This is a genomic window from Halomonas alimentaria (assembly GCF_009902005.1).
Taxonomy (GTDB): domain Bacteria; phylum Pseudomonadota; class Gammaproteobacteria; order Pseudomonadales; family Halomonadaceae; genus Halomonas; species Halomonas alimentaria.
Genome location: NZ_WUTT01000001.1, coordinates 854573 through 872112 on the forward strand (window position 1 = coordinate 854573; position 17540 = coordinate 872112).

Annotated in this window: 17 protein-coding genes; 8 read left to right on the forward strand and 9 right to left on the reverse strand. The window is 69.1% G+C overall.

All coding sequences use genetic code 11. The annotated features are described in order from the left end of the window. The first annotated feature begins 52 nt into the window (after positions 1–52). The 3 genes from GRB96_RS04120 (at position 53) to GRB96_RS04130 (ending at position 3312) form a co-directional block, all read left to right on the forward strand. The gene (locus GRB96_RS04120) at positions 53–925 is read left to right on the forward strand and encodes a class I SAM-dependent methyltransferase (RefSeq protein WP_161430773.1); all 873 of its coding nucleotides are present in this window, start codon (positions 53–55) and stop codon (positions 923–925) included. A gap of 145 nt (positions 926–1070) precedes the next feature. After that, positions 1071–2678: a tetrathionate reductase family octaheme c-type cytochrome gene (locus GRB96_RS04125; protein ID WP_161430775.1), complete on the forward strand. Its 1608-nt coding sequence runs from the start codon at positions 1071–1073 to the stop codon at positions 2676–2678. A gap of 1 nt (position 2679) precedes the next feature. After that, a complete protein-coding gene (locus tag GRB96_RS04130) occupies positions 2680–3312 on the forward strand; it encodes a cytochrome b/b6 domain-containing protein (protein WP_161430777.1) in 633 nt (210 codons plus the stop codon). An 83-nt stretch (positions 3313–3395) separates the two neighbouring features. Here the strand turns inward: GRB96_RS04130 and GRB96_RS04135 are convergent, their stop codons facing one another. Beyond that, positions 3396–4469 (reverse strand): tartrate dehydrogenase, encoded by a 1074-nt coding sequence (locus GRB96_RS04135; protein ID WP_161430778.1) that lies wholly within the window; start codon positions 4467–4469, stop codon positions 3396–3398. Positions 4470–4577: 108 nt separating this feature from the next. Here GRB96_RS04135 and GRB96_RS04140 point away from each other — a divergent pair, with 108 nt between their 5' ends. The 3 genes from GRB96_RS04140 (at position 4578) to GRB96_RS04150 (ending at position 7549) form a co-directional block, all read left to right on the forward strand. Continuing rightward, positions 4578–5483, forward strand: coding sequence for a LysR family transcriptional regulator (locus GRB96_RS04140; protein ID WP_161430780.1), 906 nt, complete (start codon positions 4578–4580; stop codon positions 5481–5483). Positions 5484–5798: 315 nt separating this feature from the next. Continuing rightward, positions 5799–6023 (forward strand): glycine zipper 2TM domain-containing protein, encoded by a 225-nt coding sequence (locus GRB96_RS04145; protein WP_161430782.1) that lies wholly within the window; start codon positions 5799–5801, stop codon positions 6021–6023. A 221-nt stretch (positions 6024–6244) separates the two neighbouring features. Then, complete coding sequence (locus tag GRB96_RS04150; protein ID WP_338074006.1) at positions 6245–7549, forward strand: glycosyltransferase; 1305 nt, start codon at positions 6245–6247, stop codon at positions 7547–7549. On the opposite strand, the gene GRB96_RS04155 is transcribed toward GRB96_RS04150, so the two are convergent. Next, positions 7550–8227, reverse strand: coding sequence for a TVP38/TMEM64 family protein (locus tag GRB96_RS04155; RefSeq protein WP_161430784.1), 678 nt, complete (start codon positions 8225–8227; stop codon positions 7550–7552). A gap of 96 nt (positions 8228–8323) precedes the next feature. Next, positions 8324–9496, reverse strand: a complete 1173-nt coding sequence (locus GRB96_RS04160; protein ID WP_240894120.1) for a TauD/TfdA family dioxygenase — start codon at positions 9494–9496, stop codon at positions 8324–8326. 115 nt (positions 9497–9611) lie between these two features. On the opposite strand from GRB96_RS04160, the gene GRB96_RS04165 reads away from it, so the two are divergent. Next, complete coding sequence (locus GRB96_RS04165) at positions 9612–10490, forward strand: LysR substrate-binding domain-containing protein (RefSeq protein WP_161430786.1); 879 nt, start codon at positions 9612–9614, stop codon at positions 10488–10490. Here GRB96_RS04165 and ltaE read toward each other — a convergent pair. Genes ltaE through GRB96_RS04185 form a run of 4 tightly spaced genes read right to left on the reverse strand, consistent with a single transcriptional unit; the run spans position 10477 to position 14886 of the window. Then, positions 10477–11484 carry a low-specificity L-threonine aldolase gene (gene ltaE, locus GRB96_RS04170; RefSeq protein WP_161430788.1) on the reverse strand — a complete coding sequence of 336 codons (1008 nt, stop codon included), beginning with the start codon at positions 11482–11484 and terminating at the stop codon, positions 10477–10479. The two genes, GRB96_RS04165 and ltaE, sit on opposite strands and share 14 nt — an antisense overlap. 27 nt (positions 11485–11511) lie before the next feature. Further along, positions 11512–12351 carry a M90 family metallopeptidase gene (locus tag GRB96_RS04175; protein ID WP_161430790.1) on the reverse strand — a complete coding sequence of 280 codons (840 nt, stop codon included), beginning with the start codon at positions 12349–12351 and terminating at the stop codon, positions 11512–11514. Between the two features lie 4 nt (positions 12352–12355). Next, complete coding sequence (locus GRB96_RS04180) at positions 12356–13927, reverse strand: bifunctional GNAT family N-acetyltransferase/carbon-nitrogen hydrolase family protein (protein ID WP_161430792.1); 1572 nt, start codon at positions 13925–13927, stop codon at positions 12356–12358. A gap of 38 nt (positions 13928–13965) precedes the next feature. Further along, on the reverse strand, positions 13966–14886 hold the full coding sequence (locus GRB96_RS04185; RefSeq protein WP_161430794.1) for a DMT family transporter: 921 nt from the start codon (positions 14884–14886) through the stop codon (positions 13966–13968). A gap of 169 nt (positions 14887–15055) precedes the next feature. Here GRB96_RS04185 and GRB96_RS04190 point away from each other — a divergent pair, with 169 nt between their 5' ends. Continuing rightward, entirely contained in the window at positions 15056–16657 is a 1602-nt protein-coding gene (locus GRB96_RS04190) for a BCCT family transporter (RefSeq protein WP_205743589.1), read from the forward strand. A 65-nt stretch (positions 16658–16722) separates the two neighbouring features. Here the strand turns inward: GRB96_RS04190 and GRB96_RS04195 are convergent, their stop codons facing one another. Beyond that, positions 16723–16977 (reverse strand): hypothetical protein, encoded by a 255-nt coding sequence (locus tag GRB96_RS04195; RefSeq protein ID WP_161430795.1) that lies wholly within the window; start codon positions 16975–16977, stop codon positions 16723–16725. Between the two features lie 132 nt (positions 16978–17109). Next, positions 17110–17511, reverse strand: coding sequence for a GlcG/HbpS family heme-binding protein (locus GRB96_RS04200; RefSeq protein WP_161430797.1), 402 nt, complete (start codon positions 17509–17511; stop codon positions 17110–17112). Positions 17512–17540: the final 29 nt, after the last annotated feature.

Genomic DNA, 17540 nt, shown 5'->3' on the forward strand with positions numbered 1-17540 from the left:
CTATGCTGGGTGCCGCTCACCCGTACGCCACCCACGCCCCAAGGAGCCCGCCATGCCCGCTGCCCACACTTCGTCACACGCCTCCCTGACGGACCACTATGACGCCCCGGCCCACGCCGGTTCCGCGCCGTTGCTGGTACGCCTGGAGTCGGCCTTTCGCGCCGCGGGGTGCGACCCGGCGCGCCTGAGCCTCGACGAGGTTGCCGGCATCGACCAGCTGCACCTGGGCGGGCGCCGGGCCAGCCGTCACCTGGCGGCGCTGGGTAGGCTCGCCTCCGGGGAGCGGGTGCTGGACGTGGGCTGCGGTACCGGCGGGGCCAGCCGCCTGCTGGCCGACGAGTTCGGCTGCGAGGTGGTGGGCGTCGACATCACCGCGGCCTTCGTCGAGGTGGCCGAGTGGCTCAGTGCGATGACCGGGCTCGACCGGCAGACCCGCTTCCTGTGCGCGGATGCGGCGCGCATGCCTCTGCCCGATGGCGGCTTCGACGCGGTGTGGTGCCAGCACGCACTGATGAACATGCCCGACGTGTCGACAGTGCTTGGGGAGTGGCGCCGCCTGCTGGTGCCCGGCGGGCGGGTGCTGCTCCACGAGGTGGTGGCCGGCGACAACCCCGAGCCGCTGGCGCTGCCGGTACCCTGGGCCAGTCGTCCGGCGGAGAGCCACCTGCAGGCACGGGCGGAGCTGGAGGCGCGCCTGGCCGAGGCGGGTTTCGTGCTCGAGGCGCTGGAGGATGTGACCGAGGGGGCATTGGCCTGGCGCCAGAAGCACAGCCGGCGAGAGGCGAGCGAGCCGCCTGTGGGCCCCGGGCTGCCCGGTCCGGGGCTGATCTTCGGCGAACGCTTCGTCGAGATGGGACGCAACCTGCGCGACAACCTGGCGGCGGGCAAGGTACGCATCCTGGCGGGCTGCTGGCGCCAGGCGTAGCGGGAATTTCGCTCGAGCGACAGGCGACATCTTGTCGCTCGCCGGGGTGGCTGGATATTGATCCTCGTCAAGGCGGTTCGGCCGGACGCTGCCATGCTGAATCCAGGCATGCCGTCTGGTGGCCAGCCGAAGGGAGGAGTGCGCAATGCGGGGACAGAATTCACGACCGGGGCTGCGCTGCCTGGTGGGGCTGGTGCTGCTGTGGCTGGCGCTGCTGTGGCTGGCGCTGCCGGCACTGGCCAGCACCGCAGACCACAGCCAGTTCGAGGAGCTCGAGGGGCCCTTCGCCAGCGGAGAGGAGGTCACCGAGGCCTGCCTGGGCTGCCATACCGAGGCGGCCGAGGAGGTGATGGCGACCCGTCACTGGACCTGGGAGTATCACAATCCCCTGGACGGTGAGGTGCTGGGCAAGAAGAGCATGCTCAACGGCTTCTGCATCGCCGACCGCTCAAACGAGGCCTTCTGCCAGTCGTGCCATATCGGCTACGGCTGGGAGGACGAGACCTTCGACTTCTCCAACCCCTTCAAGGTGGATTGCCTCTCCTGCCACAACACCGGGGACTACAAGAAGGTAGCGGGGCTTGCCGGGCATCCCGCCTACGAGCGCACCGAGTATCCACCGGGTTCAGGCAAGTTCCATGGACCCACCGACCTGGTGGAGGTGGCCCGGAATGTCGGCCCGACTTCCCGCGAGACCTGCGGCAGCTGCCACTTCTACGGCGGCGGCGGGGATGGCGTGAAGCATGGTGACCTCGACTCCTCGCTGGTCGATGCCCACCGCGATCTCGACGTGCATATGGCGGTGGATGGCGGCGACTTCCGCTGCAGCACCTGCCACCAGACCGAGAGCCATGCGGTGCCGGGCAGCCGCATCCAGGTCTCGGCGGTGGATGACAATCGGGCGATCCGGCGCGGCGAGCAGACCGACCGCAACCCGGCCACCTGTCAGGCCTGTCATGGCAATGCGCCCCACGAGGAGGGCCCCATGGCCACGCGGCTCAACGAGCATACCCGCGCGCTGGCCTGTCAGACCTGCCACATTCCCGCCTTCGCCCGCGGCGGGGTGCCCACCAAGATGGGCTGGGACTGGTCCACCGGCGGCCAGCTGGACGAGGACGGCAAGCCGTTCCAGCGCAAGGATGACGACGGTCACGTGATCTACGACAGCAAGAAGGGCGACTTCACCCTGGGCGAGAACGTGGTGCCCGAGTATGTCTGGTTCAACGGCGACGTCACCTTTACCACCACCGAGACCGAGATCGACCCCGACAACGCCCCGGTGCCCATCAATACCTACCACGGCACGCCGGGTGGCGAGGACTCGCGTATCTGGCCGGTGAAGCTGTTCCACGGCAAGCAGCCCTACGACACCGTGCACAACACCCTGCTGGTGCCCCATGTGGCGATACCCGACGACTCCGCCTTCTGGTTCAACTTCGACTGGGCCAAGGCGCTGGAAGCGGGCACCGAGGCCGCCGGACAGCCCTTCAGCGGCGAGTTCGATTTCGTCGAGACCACCATGCTGTGGCCCATCACCCATATGGTGGCACCCGGTGAGCAGGCCCTGAAGTGCGGCAGCTGCCATGCCGATGAGGGGCGCCTGGCGGACGTGGAGGGTGTCTGGCTGCCGGGGCGCGATCGTCATGAACTGCTCGACCGCTTCGGCTTCGGCCTGGCCGGACTGATGCTGCTGGGTGTGCTCGGCCACGGGGCCCTGCGCATCGCGACCCGCAACCGCCGCAAGGAGCACTGACATGAGCCAGCGAGTCTACCTCTTCACCCGCTTCGAGCGCTTCTGGCACTGGGGCCAGGCGGCGCTGGTGCTGGTACTGCTGTTCAGCGGCTTCGCCATTCGCGGCTACCACGACCTGCTCCACTTCGGCCCGGCGGTAAGGCTTCACGAGACGGCGGCCTGGCTGCTGATCGGGCTGTGGGTGTTCGCCATCTTCTGGCACTTCACCACCGGCCAGTGGCGCCAGTACATCCCCACCCTGGAGCGAATCGGCGCCATGGTGCGCTTCTACGCCTATGGCATCTTCCTTGGCGAGCCACATCCCTACCGGCAGACCCCGCAGCGCAAACACAACCCGCTGCAGCGTCTGGCCTACCTGGGGGTGAAGCTGGTGATCAATCCGCTGGTGTGGGTCACCGGGCTGGCCTACCTGTTCTGGGAGCCGCTGCGCGAGCTGGCTCCGGCCTGGCTGGGGCTGGAGCAGGTAGCCGGGCTGCATGTGCTCGGCGCCTTCCTGATGCTGGCCTTCGTGATCATCCACGTCTACCTGACCACCACCGGCCATACGCCGCTGGCGCATATCAAGGCGATGATCACCGGCTGGGAGACGCTGCACGACGATGAGGTGATAGAACCACGGCCCCGCAAGGGCTGAGATATAGGCTAGGAAAGATCGGAGGAGAGCAGCGACGGCCACCGCGGAAGCGGTGGCCGTCGTACATGGAGGGGGAGGTGGCGTCAGCCCTTGATGCGCTCGGTGATGGCCCGTCCCATGCCCTCGGTGGTGCCGGTGCCACCCACGTCGGGGGTGAGCACGTTCCTGTCACCCTCGGCGAGCACCGCCTCGAAGGCGGCGACGATGGCGTCGGCCGCCTCCTGGTGGCCCAGGTGCTCGAGCATCATCGCCGCCGACCAGATCTGACCGATGGGGTTGGCGATCCCCTTGCCGGCGATGTCCGGGGCGCTGCCGTGCACCGGTTCGAACAGGCTGGGGAAGGTGCCTTCCGGGTTGATGTTGGCCGAGGGCGCCACACCGATGGTGCCGGTGCAGGCCGGGCCCAGGTCGGAGAGGATGTCGCCGAACAGGTTGCTGGCCACCACCACGTCGAACCAGTCCGGATGCATCACGAAGTTGGCGGTGAGGATGTCGATATGGAACTGGTCCACCGACACCTCCGGGTAGTTCGCCCCCATCGCCTTCACGCGCTCGTCCCACCAGGGCATGGTGATGGCGATGCCGTTGGACTTGGTGGCCGAGGTGAGCTTCTTCCTCGGGCGCGACCGGGCCAGCTCATAGGCGAACCTCAGCACGCGGTCGGTGCCGTGGCGGGTCATCACCGTCTCCTGGATCACCACCTCCCGCTCGGTGCCCTCGAACATCTTGCCGCCGACGCTGGAGTACTCGCCCTCGGTGTTCTCGCGTACCACGTAGAAGTCGATGTCGCCGGGCTGCCTGTCCGCCAGCGGGCTCTTCACGCCCGGCAGCAGCCGGCAGGGGCGCAGGTTGACGTACTGGTCGAAACGGCGCCGGAACTGCAGCAGCGAGCCCCACAGCGAGACGTGGTCGGGCACGGTCTCCGGCCAGCCCACGGCGCCGTAGAAGAGGGCGTCGAAGTCCTTGAGCTGGTCGAACCAGTCGTCGGGCAGCATCTGGCCGTGCTCGGCGTAGTAGTCGCAGCTGGCGAAGTCGAAGTCGGTGAGCTCGATCTCGATGCCGAAGCGCTCGGCGGCGGCCTCCAGGGCGCGCACGCCCTCGGGCATCACCTCCTTGCCGATGCCGTCGCCGGGGATCACTGCGATGCGCTGTGCCATGTATCTACTCCTCTTCTGTGTGCCGGGAATTCTCCTACTCTAGTGCCTGACAGGCGAGAGATAATCAGGCTAGGATGCAAGGCATTGTTGACCATGAGTGGAGAGTCCATGGCGCCGCTTGATGACCTCGCCTTCTTCCAGCGCCTGGCGCGAGCCGGCAGCCTGACGGCGACCGCCCGCGACCTGGGACTCTCCCTGTCGGCGGTCAGCAAGCGTCTCAAGCAGCTCGAATCGCGCCTGGGGGTCAGCCTGGCCAGTCGCACCACCCGTCGCCTGACCCTGACGGCGGAGGGGGAGCGCTACCTGGCCGGTGGCGGGGCGATCCTCGACGAGCTGGCCGAGCTGGAGGAGGGCCTCAGTGCCCAGCGTGCCGCGCTCTCGGGGCCGCTCAAGGTCAACGCCACCTTCGGCTTCGGGCGCCGCCACGTGGCACCGCTGCTCTCCCGCTTCTGCGCCAGCCACCCGGGCGTGGAGGGCACCCTCGAGCTTACCAACTTCCCCATGACGCCGGGCGAACAGGGCGTGGACATCAGCATCCGGGTGGGTGCCCTCCCCGATTCGCGGCTCGTCGCCCAGCGCATCCTCGACAACCGCCGGATCCTCTGCGCGGCGCCCGCCTATGCCGAGCGGATGCCGGGCCTGGCGGAGCCGGCGGACCTGGCGAAGCATCCCTGCCTGGTGCTGCGCGAGAACGACAGCGACTTCGCGCTCTGGCGCTTCGAGCATCGTGGTGGCGAGCGCCCGGACCAGTCGGTCAAGGTCGCCGGGCCCCTGGCCAGCAACGACGGCGAGGTCATCGTCAACCTGGCGCTGGATGGCCACGGGGTCATCCTGCGTTCCCGCTGGGATGTCCAGTCGCACCTGGCGGACGGGCGCCTGGTGGCGCTGTTGCCCGAGTGGCAGGGCGTGCGCGCCGACTTCCATGCCGTCTATCGCCAGCGGCGTCATATCCCTGCACGGATTCGTGCTTTTGTGGACCTGCTTCGTCAGGAACTACCCGGGCGGGTGGGGTGATCTCTTTCGCAGAGGTCCCGCGTTAGACACAGCCCACCACCTTGCCAATAATGGAGTTCGATGAGGCTCGGCACTCGCTCGGAGTGTCGCGCTGGAGCAGGACGCAGGGGGCGGGTATCCGGGTAGTGCTCACAGTGGCGGGCTAGACACCCCAGGTCAGGCAGGTGACTACTGTCAGCATGCCCAGTTATAAGAAGGGAACTTCAGCCACAAGGCAAAGTCGCTAGAATGCAGATGGTAGTGCACAGGGCGTTGTATCACTTGGCTTTCAGCCACGATGTCGCAGCATGCGACGGGTACTTATGGAGGTGGATCATGAACAGGATGCAAAGATCGGCGCTTGGTGCATTGGCCCTGTCCCTTATGCTGGGCCTGGCGGCGTGCTCCGGGATGTCGACCCAGGACAGGAACACTGCCCTCGGTGCGGGCGTGGGTGCTGTCGGCGGCTCGGTCCTGACGGGAGGCAGCACGGCTGGTACCGTTGGCGGTGCCGTGGTTGGCGGCGTTATTGGCCACCAGGTCGATGACGACGATGACTGATCGGTAACAGTGGCGCAGCCGATCACCCCAATGGTGGTATCGGCTGCGCCAGCGGCTACTCTCCACAAGGTCGAACCATGTCACCGTCGCTGTGCTGCCGCCCTCCAGGGGCGTAGGACAGGTGATCCACCGTGACATCTGATACGGTCTGACGTATCCGAATCGCCGGGCGGGTGAAGAGTGTTCAAATTGTCTATCCCCGTGCAGCGGAGCCCCCAGTCGTGAACGTCATCATGTTTACCAACACCTACCTGCCCATCGTCGGCGGGGTCAGCGAGTCGGTGCAGCGCCTGGCGGTGAGCCTGCGCGAGCTTGGCCACCGGGTGCTGGTGGTGGCGCCGCGCCTGGATGGCCAGCCTGAAGCGGAGCAGGACGTGGTGCGGGTGGTTGCCATGCAGCACTTCAACGGCAGCGACTTCTCGCTGCCGGTGCCGATTCCCGGCCAGCTCCACGAGGCGGTGGAGGCTTTCGACCCGGATATCGTGCACTCTCACCACCCCTTCCTGCTCGGCGACACCGCGGCGCGCACCGCCGAGACCTATGGCCTGCCGCTGGTGTTCACCCACCACACCCTCTACGAGCATTACACCCACTACGTGCCCGGCGACTCGCCGCGTATGCAACGCTTCGCAGTGGCGCTGGCCACCGAGTACACCCGGTTGTGCGATGAGGTGATCGCGCCCAGCGAGAGCATCCGCCGGCTGCTGATCGAGCGCGGGGCCAACGCGGCGATCAGCGTGGTGCCGAGCGGCGTGGACACGCGCCGCTTCGCGGCGGGCGACGAGCGAGCCTGGCGCGAGCGGCTGGGGATTCCCGAGGAGGCCTGCGTGGTCGGCCACCTGGGGCGGCTGGCCTTCGAGAAGAACCTCGACTTCCTGGCGCACGCCGTCGGCCTGGCGCTGGGACGCGACGAGCGCCTCCACTGCCTGGTGGTGGGGGAGGGGGAGGCGCAAGCGGCCATGGAGGCGCGCTTCGAGGAGGCCGGCGTCGGCGCCAGGGTGCACTTCACCGGGCGGCTGCAGGGGCAGGCGCTGATCGATGCCTACCACGCCATGGACCTCTTCGCCTTCGCCTCCCACAGCGAGACCCAGGGCATGGTGGTGGCCGAGGCCATGGCCACCGGGCTGCCGGTGGTGGCCCTGGATGCCCCCGGGGTGCGCGAGGTGGTGCGGGACGGCGAGAACGGTCGCCTGCTGGAGGGCGACGATGCCGAGGCGATGGCCGCGGCCCTGACGGCGCTGGTCGAGCCCGCGGCGCGCTCGCCCCTGGCAGAGGGGGCGCAGCGGACCGCGGCGGCCTTCGACGAGGCCCGCTGCGCCGAGCGCTGCCTCGACGTCTACCGACGTGCCATCGCCGCCGGTGGCCCCTTCACCCATGCCGAGGAGGGGGGCTGGGAGCGGGTGAGACACCGCCTGGGGGCAGAGTGGCAGATGCTACGCCACCGTGGCAGGGTGTTGGGCAAGCTGGTCCACGCCACCTGGGAGGAGGAGCGCCCGGACTGGTGGCCCGGCGGGCCGGCGAAGTGATCAGCGCCGCCGGCGACGATCGGCCCAGCGCTTGAGCGCCACCAGCAGCAGCACCGCCAGCAGCAGGCCTCCGGCACCCCAGGCGAGCTCGCCGCGGCTCTCGGCGGTGGCCAGCTCCCCCAGCTGGCTGCCCAGCAGCGTGACCCCGGCGAGCCCGGGGGCGATCCCCAGCGCCGAGCCCACCAGATAGTCGCGCAGGCGCAGGCGAAAGGCGCCGGCCATCATGTTGGTGAGGGTGAAGGGGGCCAGCGGCAGCAGGTTGACGACGGTCATGGTGCGGATGCCGCGGCCGGAGAGGTAGCGCGAGAGCCCCCTGAGGCGCTTGCCACCATGGCGCAGCAGCGCCTCGCGGCCGATGCGCCGGCCCACCCACCAGGTGACCAGCGAGGCGCCCAGGGTGCCTGCCAGGGCGTAGCCGAAGCCCCACCAGGGGCCGAACAGCAGCCCGGTCGCGCCTACCAGCAGGCTCAGCGGGAACATCACCAGCGAGGCCCCGGCGTAGACCGCCATCACCACCAGGATCGTCCAGGGCGCGTCGCGCCAGCCGGGGGCCGAGGCGGCCAGCGCCCGCAGCGCCTCCAGGGTCAGCACTCCCTCCCGGGCCAGCCACTGCCAGCCCAGCGCCAGGCTGGCGAGCAGGGCGAGGGCGACCAGCGGCAGCAGCAGGGAGCGGGGCATAGCAGGGATCTCGGCGACAGGCGGGAGAACAGCATAAGGCCCCTGCCGGCCGAGTCCAATCGTCGGCGTCGCGCCGTCGCTGCGGCGATCGCCCGGTCAGCGGCGGCGGGAGAGCACTCGCAGCCGCGACTCGAGCAGGTCGCGGTCCAGGTAGGTCCCCTGCAGGTGGCGGGCGCCGGTGTTGGGGTCGAAGGCGCGGCGGCCATGCAGCACCCGGCGGTTGTCGAAGGCGACCATCTCGCCCGGCGCCAGGCTGAAGTCGAGCTGGAAGCGCGGCGAGTGTAGCAGCTGCCAGAAGTGGCGATAGGCGCGGTACCAGGCCGTCATGCGCTCGGCGGGCAGGCGCAGGGTATCGCGTATCCAGTTGTTGAAGCGCAACTCCACCACTCGGCCCTCGGCGTCGCAGCCGATCACTGGTGCGCGCACGGCGATGTCGTGCGTCTCGTCCTGAAAGCGGAAGTCGATGGCCTCCTCGCTGAGTACCCGGAAGGCCTCGGGATCCGCCTCGCGCAGCGCCTCGGCGACCCGGATGCCGTCGGCGAGCAGCGATTCGCCCCCCTCGGCCTCATTCTGGAGGCAGTAGAGTAGCTGGATATCCGGCGGCTGGCGCCAGTTGGGCAGGTCGATGTGAAGCGCCAGGCCGATGGCGGTGTAGGCGGCGTTGTTGGGGTTGGGCTTGGAGCGCACGTCGAAGCGGGCGCCGAAGTTGGTGGGGCGCTGGGGACCGATGCGCTCCGCCAGGCGGCTGACCTCCTCGTCGGCCAGCGGGCCCTGGTCGATCAGCGCCAGGCCGTCGCGCAGCAGCGCCTCGAGCCAGGTCGCCTCCCCCTCCGGCGTCAGGAAGTCGGCGTGGCGCACGCGCACCGGCGTGAAGCCCTCGCGCCAGGCACGACGCGCGGGGACGGGGCTCGTCACCGGTGCCTCGGGGCGGCGCTGGTGCAGCCAGCCGGCGGCGAAGCGGCTCTCGTGGCCGTCCTCCCAGCGCAGCCACAGGTGGCCTTCCTCGATGCGCGTCTCGGGCGGCGTGCTCACCTCGTCGAGCGGCACATGCAGGCGCTCGCGGGTCTGGGGGTGGCGGCACGCCGGACAGGGGCAGTGGTCGCGCAGCCAGAGCAGGGGCAGGCGGGTGCGCGCGCCGTCTTCCCAGATCAGCGCCACCGCCTCGGCTTCGGCGCGGGCCTCGCTGAGCAGCGGCCCGGCGGGGAAGGGCGCGAGCTCGGCCATGTCGGGGGCGGTGGCAGGGCGAGCGGTGTCGGCGACAAGGCTCATGGCGTCTCCTCGGGTCAGGGGATGGGGGAGGCGCTCAGGATGGGGCGTGGCGCGGGCAGTGACAAACGATTAATCTGGCGCCTATGACCCAATCCAGCTTATGAGTGACTTGGCCATGACCCCCTTGCCGCCGCTGACCTGGCTGCAGGCCTTCGAGGCCGCCGCGCGCACCCTCAGCTTCACCGCCGCCGGTCGCGAGCTGGGGGTGACCCAGGCGGCCATCAGCCAGCGCATCCGCCTGCTGGAGGACCGCCTGGGCCACAAGCTCTTCGTGCGCCACCCGCGCAGCCTCACCCTGACCCCGGCAGGCCAGGCCTGGCTGCCCAGCATCCACGACGCCTTCTCGCGCCTGGCCGAGGGAACCGCCGAGGTGTTCGGCGGCGCGGCCGACCACAGCGTGACCCTGCGCACCACCCCGGTGATCCAGCAGGACTGGCTGGCACCGCGCCTGGCTCGCCTGCGAGAGGCGCATCCCGAGGTGGCGCTGCGCCTGGTCAGCGCCATCTGGCCCGACGACTTCGGCCCCGAGGGGGCGGACATCGAGATCCGCTACGGCCACGGCGACTGGGCCGGGGTGGAGGCGCTGTCGCTGGGCGAGGAGTGGCTGGTGCCGGCCTGCGCGCCCGCCGTCGCCGAGCGGCTGCGGGCGCCGGCCGAACTGGCGGGTCATACCCTGCTGCATGCCCTGGGCTTCGGCGCCGGCTGGCCGGCCTGGCTGGAGGCGGCGGCCCTGAGCGGGCTCGAGCGCCGCTGCGACTCGCTGGCCTGCGACAACCAGGTGATGACGCTGGCGCTGGCCGCACGGGGCATCGGGGTCGCCCTGGCCCATCGCCGCCTGCTGGCCGAGCGCGACGACCTGGTGGTGCCCTTCGACCCCGGCCTGCCCTGCGCGGAGCGCTTCTGGCTGGTGCGACCGAGCCGCCGCGAGGTCGGCGACGACGCCGGGCGCGTGTGGCGCTGGCTGCTCGCCGAGCGCCAGCTCAGTGGCGGGTGAAGTACTCGCCCAGCGCCTCGAGCACTCTCTCGATGGCGTCGTCGTCGAGGTCGCGGTGGACCACCAGGCGGGTGGCGTAGAGCAGCTCGACGAGGATCCCGCGGGCGGCTAGCCAGGCGCGCAGCGGGGCGACGTGGGGCTCGGGGATGCGCAGGAACACCATGTTGGTGGCCTGGTAGGCCACCTCGAGGTCGGGCAACGCGCGGATCCCCTCGGCCAGGCGTGCGGCGCGGCGATGATCGCCGGCGAGGTCGGCCACGTGGTGGTCCAGCGCATGGTGGCAGGCGGCGGCGATGATGCCGGACTGGCGCATGCCGCCGCCCAGCACCTTGCGCCAGCGCCGGGCGCTGTCGATCAGCTCGCGGGAGCCCGCCAGGGCCGAGCCCACCGGGGCGCCGAGCCCCTTGGAGAAGCACAGCGAGACCGAGTCGAAGGGCGCGCAGAGCTCATCCAGTGAGGTGTCGCTGGCCACCGCGGCGTTGAACAGCCGGGCGCCGTCGAGGTGGGTGGCGAGGCCGTGCTCCCGGGCCAGCGCGGTGGCCGCCGCCACGTAGTCGGGATCGAGCACGCGCCCGCCGATGGTGTTCTCCAGCGCCAGCAGGCGGGTGCGGGCGAAGTGGAAGTCGTCGGGCTTGATCGCCGCGCGGATGCGCTCCAGGGGCAGCGAGCCGTCCTCGGCGTGCTCCAGCGGCTGGGGCTGGATGCCGCCGAGCACCGCGGCGCCGCCGCCCTCGTACTTGTAGGTGTGGGCCTGCTGGCCGGCGAGGTATTCGTCGCCGCGCTGGCAGTGGGCGAGCAGGGCGGCCAGGTTGCTCTGGGTGCCGCTGGGGAAGAGCAGGGCGGCGGCCTTGCCGGCGCGTTCGGCCACGGCGGCCTCGAAGCGCGCCACGCTGGGGTCGTCGCCCCAGACGTCGTCGCCCACCGGGGCGGCGTGCATCGCGTCGCGCATGGCGGCGCTGGGACGGGTGACGGTATCGCTGCGCAGGTCGATCATCGGCGCCTCCTGGGGACGGGCGGTGGGTCAGTGGCGCTCGGGATGGGCCGCGAGCGGCCGCGCGTGATACTCGGCCGGCAGGCGGGCCAGCGGCGCCTGGCGGAAGTAGCGGCCGAGCAGCGCGAAGAGCGCCGGATAGGCATCATGCAACAGGTCGGGGGCGGTGAAGAAGGCCTCGCAGCACACCGCGAAGCACTCGCCGGGGTGGGTGGCGGCGTAGTCATCGATGGGCGTGGCCTCGCCGCGCGCCAGCCGCGCCTGGAGGTCGTCCCACACCGCCATGAACACCCGGTGCCACTCCCGCGGGTCGATCTCGGCGGGCAGCGGCGGGAAGCCGTCGACGTCCAGCGAGTTGCCCAGGTCGAGCTTGTGGGCGAACTCGTGGATCAGCACGTTGAACCCCGAGAAGTCGCCGCTCTCCATCAGATCGGGGAAGGCCACCACCACCGGCCCCTGGTGGGAGGTCTCGCCGGCGCGTTCGTCGTCGTACTCGTGCATCACGCCGAATTCGTCCATCTCCTCCACCCGGCGCTGGAAGGCGTCCGGCAGCACCAGTACCTCGTGGACGTTGGCGAAGGCCTCATGATGCTCCTCCTCGGGCCAGCCCAGGGTCAGCAGGCAGGCCTGGGCGGCCAGGGCAAGCCTGGCGGGGAGGTCGAAGGGGGTGGCCTCGGCGAGCTCGGGGTGCAGGGTGACGCGCTTGGCGTGCAGGAAGCGCCAGGCACGTTGGCCCAGGCGTGCTGCCTCCTCCTCGGCCAGGGCGGCGAGCAGCGGCACGCGTCCGCGTGCCTCGGCCCAGGCGTCTTCGGGGAAGGGGTGGCGCGCCGCGAAGCGCGCCTCGCGCCAACGTTTCAGGCGCCCCAGCATCGGCTCAGCTCTCGTCGAGGTCGGCCCCGGACTTCCACGACCAGTCGCGCCAGCGCAGGTCGAAGAGGTCCTTGCGGCGATCCTTGAGGTTGGTTACCGAGCCCTCGTTGCGCACCATGGTCAGCCGCGTCAGGTCGAGGTCCGAGAACATGATCATCTCGGTGTTGGGGGTGGTCTCGGAGAGCACGGCGTCGTGTGGGAAGGCGAAGTCCGAGGGCGAGAAGACCGACGACTGTGCGTACTGGATCTCCATGTTCTCGATGGAGGGCACGTTGCCCACGCTGCCGCACAGCACCACGTAGCACTCGTTCTCGATGGCCCGGGCCTGGGCGCAGTGACGCACCCGCAGGTAGCCGTTCTTGGTATCGGTCCAGAAGGGCACGAAGAGGATGTCCATCTCCTGCTCGGCCAGCAGCCGCGGAAGCTCCGGGAACTCCACGTCGTAGCAGATCAGGATGCCGATGCGCCCGGCGTCGGTGTCGAATACCTGGAGGTCGTCGCCGCCCTCGATCACCCAGTCGCGGCGCTCCTGGGGGGTGATGTGCAGCTTGGCCTGGCGCTCCAGGGTGCCGTCGCGGTGGCACAGGTAGGCGACGTTATAGAGACGGTCGTCCTCTCCCACCTCGATCATCGAGCCGGCGATGATGTTGATGTTGCAGGAGACTGCCATGCGCGAGAGCTCGGTCTTGAACTGCTCGGTGAAGCTGGCCAGGAATCGGATGGCGGCCATCTGGTCCTGCTGGGCGGCGCGGTTCTGCAGCCCCATCAGCGGCGCATTGAACAGCTCCGGAAAGACCGCGAAGTCGCTCTTGTAGTCCGAGAGGGCGTCGACGAAGTACTCCACCTGCTGCAGCACCGCCTCCACCGAATCGAACTCACGCATCTGCCACTGCACGGCACCCACCCTTACCTGGGTCTTGCGGGTATCGAGCACCAGCTCGGCGGGCTCGTAGAGGAAGTTGTTCCATTCCAGCAGGGTGGCGTAGCCCTGGGAGCGCTCGTCCTCCGGGAGGTAGTCGCGTAGCAGGCGCTTGACCTGGAAGTCGTTGGCCAGCTGGAAGGAGAGGATGGGGTCGTGGATCTCCTTGCGCGCCACCCGGTCGATGTACTGGGTGGGGGAGAGCTCCTCGGCGTGCTGGTGGTACTGGGGGATGCGCCCGCCGGCGAGGATCGCGCGCAGGTTCAGCGAGCGACACAGCTCCTTGCGCGCGTCGTAGAGGCGCCGACCCAGGCGGTAGCCGCGGTAGTCGGGGTGGATCAGCACGTCCAGCCCGTACATGGCGTCGCCCTCGGGGGCGTCGAGGATCACCTCGCGCTTGCCGATCAGGTCGTCGTACTTGTGCGGGTTGGTGAACTCGTCGTAGTCGACCCGCACGGTCAGGGCGATGCCCACCAGGCGGCCGTCATCCTCGATGACCACCTGGCCGTCGGGGAAGGACTCGATCAGCTTCTCGATGGTGTGCCGCGACCAGGCGCCGCCGATATCGTGGTAGACGGCGTCCATCAGCGACTCGAGCTGGGGGTAGTCATCCAGCGTCAGGTTGCGAAGCGTGAGGTGCAGGTCGTCGAGGGACATGGTGCATCCTTCAGGTCAGGTGGGGCAGAGGGCAGAGTCTAGCACGAGCGATCGGTGCCGCCCTGTGCCGCGACGGGCGGGCGGCCCAGTGGCCGGGTCAGGGTCTGGGCCATGATCACGCCGGCGAGTATCAGCGCCCCGCCCAGGAAGTGGAACAGGGCGATGCGCTCGCCCAGGGCGAGCATGGCGATGATGGCGCTGAACAGCGGCATCAGGTTGATGAAGATGCTCGCCTGGCTGGCGCCGATGCGGCGGATCGCCAGCATCCACAGAAAGGTGGTGACGATGGAGGCGGGAATGCCGGCGTAGAGGATCAGGCCGACGTTGCTCGAATCGACCGGGGTCATGGGACCCAGCAGGTAGGGTGGCAGCAGGAAGAGCACGGCGAAGATCACCTGGCCGTAGAGCAGCACCCAGGGTGGCAGGTCGATGGGCCAGCGCTTGAGCATCACCCCGTAGAGGGCGTAGCAGGTGGCGGCCACCAGCATCAGGGCGTCTCCCTTCGCCACCGTCAGCTCCAGCAGCGAGAGCGGGTTGCCCTGGCCGAGCAGGACGGACACGCCGACCAGTGCCAGGGCGCCGCCGGCCACGCCGCCCAGGCTCGGCGGCTCGCGCAGGATCAGGGCGCTGAGCAGCACGGTGAGCAGCGGCACCATGGCGGCCAGGATGCCCATGTTGGTGGCGCTGGTGGTCTCGGCGGCCATGTAGGCGAGCCCCTGCCACAATCCCATGCCGAGCAGCCCCAGCACGGCGAGCTTCGGCCACTCCCGGCGGATCGTTGCCCGGTGCTTCCAGGCCGAAGGCGCCAGGAAGGGGGTGAGCACGGCGAGCGCCAGCACCCAGCGCAGGAAGGCGATGCTGCTCGGCGCGATGGCGCCGACGGTGAGCTGGTTGATGGTCATGTTGCCCGACCAGATCAGTACTGCGCCGAGGGGGGCCAGGAAGTGCAGGGGAGACATCGCGGTTCCGTATACGTTGAAAGGTGGCCGCTCATGGCCAGGGTCGTTGAATGAGCACATGGTAAACTGAACCTGCATCTCACTCCCATCGCAAGAGGGCTCTCCCATGAGCGAATCCAGGGATCCTGGCGATCCAGGCATGTCCTCACCCCATGCCGAGACCAGCGATATGCAGACCGACTATGTCGTCGGCCAGGACAATATCGAGGGGCAGCTGGGTCCCATCGGCTTCGATATCCACAACCGGGTATTCGTCGTGTCGGCGCTGGCCTCGGTGGTGTTCATAGTGCTTACCCTGCTGTTCCCCGAGCGCGCGGGCAGCCTCTTCCAGTCTATCGTCGGCTTCTCGACCGGCACCCTGGACTGGTACTTCATGATCGTGGTGGACTTCTTCATCCTGTTCTGCGTGGCGCTGGTGCTGCTGCCCTATGGCTCGGTGCGGCTGGGCGGCCCCGACGCCCGGCCCGAGTACGGATACCTTTCCTGGTTCTCGATGCTCTTCGCCGCGGGCATCGGCATCGGGTTGCTGTTCTTCGGCGTGCTGGAGCCGGTCTACCACGCCAACGTCTCGCTCCCCCTGGGGGTGGCTTCCCCCTTCGGCAGCGACGGGACGCTCGATCACGCGGCGATCGCCGACGCCAGCGCCCTCGGGCTTGCCGGCACCTACCTGCACTGGGGGCTGCACGGCTGGGCCGTCTATGTGGTGATGGCGCTGGCCCTGGCGCTCTTCACCTACAACAAGGGGTTGCCCTTCTCCATCCGTTCGGCCTTCTTCCCGATCCTCGGTGATCGCGTATGGGGCTGGTGGGGACACGTGATCGATATCCTGGCGGTCTTCTCCACCCTGTTCGGGTTGGCCACCTCCCTGGGACTCGGTGCACAGCAGGCCAATGCGGGGATGAACTTCGTGTTCGGCCTGGAGGTCAGCACCAGCTTCCAGGTCATCATCATCATCCTGGTGACGGCCGTGGCGCTGGTCTCGGTGTGGCGTGGCCTCGACGGGGGCGTGAAGAAGCTCTCCGAGATCAACATGATCCTGGCGGTGCTGTTCTTCCTGTTCGTGCTGTTTGCCGGCCCGACCCTGCTGGCGCTGAGCGGATTCTGGACGGGACTGGTGACCTACGTGACGGAGTTCATCCCGCTGTCGGCGCCCTTCGGTCGCGAGGATGACGCCTTCCGCCAGGCCTGGACCATCTTCTACTGGGCCTGGTGGATCAGCTGGGCGCCCTTCGTGGGCATGTTCATCGCGCGGGTCTCCCGCGGGCGCACGGTGCGGGAGTTCATCATCTCGGTGCTGCTGATCCCCAGCCTGTTCATCTTCATCTGGATGGGGGTGTTCGGCAGCACGGCGCTGGAGCAGCTGTATGCCGATCCGGCCGGGAGCCTGGTCAAGGAGTATGTGATCGACAACTACAGTCCGGAGCTGTCGCTGTTCGGCATGCTCAACGAGCTGCCACTGACCGGGTTGATGTCCACCCTGGCGATCTTCCTGGCGCTGGTCTTCTTCGTGACCTCCTCGGACTCCGGCTCGCTGGTGATCGACACCATCACCGCCGGGGGCAAGGTCGATGCGCCGCGCACCCAGCGCATGTTCTGGGCGACGGTGGAGGGGTTGATCGCCATCGTGCTGCTGATCGGTGGCGGCCTCTCGGCACTGCAGGCGGGTGTCACCGCGACGGCGATCCCGTTCTCGGTGGTGATGCTGCTGATGTGCTACAGCATCGTCCGGGCGCTCAACGGCGAGTTGCGGCGACGGCCTGCTGCGCCCTGAAAAGACGTGAGCCCCGACACGTCGGGGCTCACGGGGGTTGCCGGCTTGCGTGCGGACGGCGGGTCCTACATCAGGCCCAGTTTCTCCTTGGCCTCTTCCAGTAGGGCCACCGATTCGTCGTGGTCACCGGCCTGGTGGGCTTCCTCGCCGCGGGCCCGCAGGTCGCGGACCTCCTCGAGGGTGGATTCGTCGACTTCGGCGACGGTGGTGTCATCCTCCAGCGCCTGGTCAATGTCGCCCATCAGTGTCGGACACATATGCGCCCAGGCCGATGCGGAGAACAGCATGGCGGCCAGGGCGATGAGTGATTTCTTGATCATCTCGGTACCTCCCGAGCGCGGTCAGGTGAAGGCGTACCCAGCAGGCACGCCTGCCGGGTCTCACGATGGACCCGTGCCCGTTCAGTGTAGTCCGGGGTAAGGCCCCATGCTCGGGAGCGACAGCGCCCTGGATCAGCCGATGGCAGCTACGCCGGCGCGGGCGATCTGCACGTCCTGGTCGGGCTTGACGCCGGAGATGCCGACGGTGCCGGCGACCTCGCCGTCCACCAGCACCGGCACGCCACCGGCCAGCAGCGACTGCATGGGGGCGGTGACGAAGGCGGTGCGGCCGCCGTTGATCATCTCCTCGAAGGCCTGGGTCTCGCGGCGGCCGATGGCGGCATTGCGGGCCTTCTGGGCGGCCACCTCGGCGCTGAAGGGCGGGGCTGCGTCCATGCGGCGCAGGCCGAGCAGGTGGCCGCCGTCGTCGGCCACGGCGATGGTTACGCCCCAGCCGTTGGCCTCGGCCTCCTGCTGGGCGGCATCGAGGATGGCGTTGACGTCGGTCAGGGTCAGGGCTGGCTTGGTCTTCATGAGCGGTATTCCTCTTTGTGATGGAACGC